Consider the following 3,471-nt stretch of genomic DNA (forward strand, 5'->3'; position numbering starts at 1 on the left):
GAAGACGCGCAACAGTCAGCCGCGCGTGAAGCTCGGGAAGCCGCAGCAGCGGCAGAGGCAGCGAGATCGATTGCCGAACATCCGGCGCGGATCGTGCCGGAATCCCTGATACAAACCGATGCGTTGGCGAAGCTTCGAGCAGAACAGGAGAAAGTCGTGCGGGAGTTGGAGGCGGAGAAGGCGTCTCAGTCGATCAAAGGACAGAAAATGCGTTAGTGGCTCTAGCGCAGGAGTTTTGTCCGGATTGCCGTTGCAATGGCATGGGCTCGGTTGACTGCACCGAGTTTCTCTCGGGCCGAGGTAATGTGCTTAATCACAGTAGACCGGGAAATGCCGAGTATGACCGAGATTTCCCAATCGGTCTTTCCCTCACCCGCCCACAACAGGCAATCCCATTCGCGAGGTGTCAGATCTGGTGCCGGGCGTCGGGCGGCTGCCAGGTGATGTAGGCGACGGCCGATCGCATAGCTGGCGGCAAAGTTGAGGACAGACAGATCCGCAGAAGCCGGAATTGCCCCTGGACCACCGAATGACAGCGCGGCTATGTCGCCGTCGATCGTCGAGATTGGCACAACATAACCGTCATACAGTCCAAACTCTGTTGCCTCACCTCGTATGAGCTGCACGTGTTTCTCTTGCGTGCACGTCTCATAGCTTTCACGCCATGTGAACGGATTGCGCTCATATGAGAGCCGCTGCACAACAGGATCGATAAAGATGTAACCTTTGCCGTTGTAGCGGGCAGCCCATTCGGTCGGATATCGCTGAAAAAGGATGCGCGACGGAATCTCGGACACATGGACCGGCCGCGTCGGCACGAGGCCGCCAAAAAGACCAGTGAAGCCAAATTCCGCGGCCAGGACTAACAGGCAATCTTCGACTTCTGCCGTCGTTCGCGTTTGCTCCACGGCGTCGATAAAGCGGAGTGTTTTGCTGAATCGATCCGGCAAGTGCGTGAGGCTCCCCCCTTAGCATATGAATGACGAGCCGCGCGGCAGCCGCTTCCTTCTGTGATCCTTTCCGGGATTGCCCTTGGGCCGGCGGGCGAGCCCGCTCATACGTGCGTGCGAGGTTTGTCGGTCTACGCACTACATGCGTTTAGCCCCTGCTCAAGCCCTCGGATCAGGTCCTGCTCTGCCTCTAATCCGACTGAGAGCCTCAACAGCCCATCACTAATTCCAGCGGCGGCTCTTGCTTCTGCGCCCATGTCCGCATGGGTCATGGTCGCGGGATGCGAAATGAGACTCTCGACGCCACCCAGCGATTCCGCGAGGGTAACGATCTGGACAGCGCCGATGAAACTTTGAACGGCGCCGACACCGCCTGCCAATTCGAAGCTGAGCATTGCGCCATATCCGGATTGTTGACGTGTCGCCAGGGCATGACCAGGATCAGAAGCGAGGCCGGGGTAGTGAACCCTCGCCACGGCCGGATGCGCCTCAAGGTAGGTGGCTATCGAAATTGCGGTTCGCTGCTGCTGATCCACCCGCGCAAACAAAGTGCGGACGCCCCGTAAGGTAAGCCACGCATCGAACGGTGCCCCGCTGCTTCCGACGACATTAGCCCAGTGGCGCAACTCTGCCACCTGTGCGGGATCGGCCGCAACAACAGCGCCTCCGATAACATCCGAATGCCCGTTTAGATATTTTGTCGTGGAATGGATGACATAATCGGCGCCGAGCGCGATCGGTCGCTGGATGGCCGGCGACAGAAACGTGTTGTCAACCGCAACCGCGGCGCCGACGGCCCTAGATTTCGCCGATAGCGCGGCAATGTCGACAACCCGCATCAACGGATTGCTGGGCGTCTCAATCAGCACTAGCGCCGGTTTATCCGTCAGAGCGTCGGCGAAGGCTGCATGATCACCCTGGTCGACGAGCCGCAGCTTGATCTGTCCGCGCTCGGCGCGCGCCTTGAGAAGTCGTATGGTTCCGCCGTAGCAATCATGCGGCGCTAAGACCAGATCGGTCGGACGCAAGCGGCCAACGAGCAGATCGAAGGCAGCCATGCCGCTTGATGTGATGATCGCTCCGGCGCCGCCCTCGAGCTTTGCGAGTGTTTCCGCCAGCAGATCTCGAGTTGGATTTCCGGAGCGGCCATAATCATAAGCGCGTGGCTTGTCATAGCCGGCAAACTCGTAAGTGCTCGACAAATAGATGGGGGGAACCACTGCGCCAAAAGCAGAATCTGTTGCGACGCCGTGCGCAGCGGCGATCGTCGGCATGGCGCGGCCGGTCGCGATGGGCTTTTCAACCATTGAGCGGATTACCTTCTGTCAGTTCGCGTACGATGCCGGCACGAATGCTGGCGTACGAAAGTCCTCGGGCCGTCGGCAGCGAGAATGAATGTGGCTATTGGCACCACAATAAAGGCCGCTACCGTAACAGTCCTCGAACTGACGATTTCGCTCTCGATGAGCCAATAGATTATCTGCGTGCCGCCAGCACACATGAGTGTTAGGGCGATGGGCCACCAGCGCCGGAAAGGGCACCACCATGGCGCAGGCCGAAGCGGATCAGGCTGTGACAACGAAATAGCCTCCTAACTTACAGTCCTCCTGCTATCTCGAAGAATAGCCCCAGCAGCAGGCCAGGAAATGTAGGCAAGCGTGGCTACCACCTTAACTAATCGGCCGATCGTGGCATCATGTCAAAGAACGATTTCGGATAACCACCATAAGGCAAGTCTTATAACGTCAGTTCATCGGGTGCCGACCCCGCGAGCCTGTCAACGCTGTCGATACAGCCATGAGGGCGACGACAGGAAATACCGCGTCGTATGCTCCTTTCGCTGCCGCACGTCTTCGAGCCGATCAAGTGCGGATCCGCGCACCGCAAACAGTCGCAGGTGCCGGCGGGTTAAAGGCAAGTGCTGGGAACGTGGCCCAGCCGAGATTTCCTCGTAGCGCTCAAGATGAAGTTTTGCTCAGCATGGCGCTGCGTCGGTCAGGTCGAGGCAGGCCGTCTATTCAACAACAGAGCGACTAGGGTCCCGACGGCGCCTGAGAAAAGATAGGCGCCCGATGCGATCAGGCCGAAGTAACTTGCCAGAGCCAAGCCGACCAACGGGGCAAAGCCGGCTCCAATGAGCCATGCTAGATCGGAGGTCAGCGCTGCACCGGTGTATCGATATCGCGGCCGGAAATTCTCGGTCACCGCGCCAGCGGCTTGGCCGAACGATAAGCCAAGCAGTGCGAAACCCAGCGTCATGAAAATCACCTCGCCGCGGTCGCCGGCGGCGAGAAGCATAGGTGCGAAAATGCTGAAAAGCGCGATCGCCCCAGCCGAAAGTGCCAAGAGCAATCTGCGGCCAATGCGGTCCGCGATGGCGCCAGACGCCGCGATCGCGACCATTGCCACGACGCAGCCTGCCATCTCGAGTTGCAGAAAGCTTGCGCTGCTTTCACTCGTGAACAGATGCACCCAAGAGAGAGGAAACACCGTCACCATGTGAAAGAGAGCAAAACTGGCC

General features: G+C 59.0%; 4 protein-coding genes. 1 reads left to right on the plus strand and 3 read right to left on the minus strand.

All coding sequences use genetic code 11. The features are described 5' to 3' along the window. On the plus strand, positions 1–216 hold a 216-nt coding region (locus IED13_RS28420; protein WP_210323792.1), incomplete at its 5' end, for a hypothetical protein. Positions 217–221: 5 nt separating this feature from the next. Here IED13_RS28420 and IED13_RS28425 read toward each other — a convergent pair. The 3 genes from IED13_RS28425 to IED13_RS28435 all read right to left on the minus strand — a co-directional run. Beyond that, positions 222–950 (minus strand): helix-turn-helix transcriptional regulator, encoded by a 729-nt coding sequence (locus IED13_RS28425; protein ID WP_210323793.1) that lies wholly within the window; start codon positions 948–950, stop codon positions 222–224. Positions 951–1,081: 131 nt separating this feature from the next. Next, positions 1,082–2,257 (minus strand): cystathionine gamma-synthase, encoded by a 1,176-nt coding sequence (gene metB, locus IED13_RS28430; protein ID WP_191126129.1) that lies wholly within the window; start codon positions 2,255–2,257, stop codon positions 1,082–1,084. Positions 2,258–2,945: 688 nt separating this feature from the next. Next, on the minus strand, positions 2,946–3,471 hold a 526-nt coding region (locus IED13_RS28435), incomplete at its 5' end, for an MFS transporter (RefSeq protein WP_465248653.1).

The organism is Allobosea spartocytisi (assembly GCF_014764685.1).
In the GTDB taxonomy this organism is placed as follows: Bacteria; Pseudomonadota; Alphaproteobacteria; order Rhizobiales; family Beijerinckiaceae; genus Allobosea; species Allobosea spartocytisi.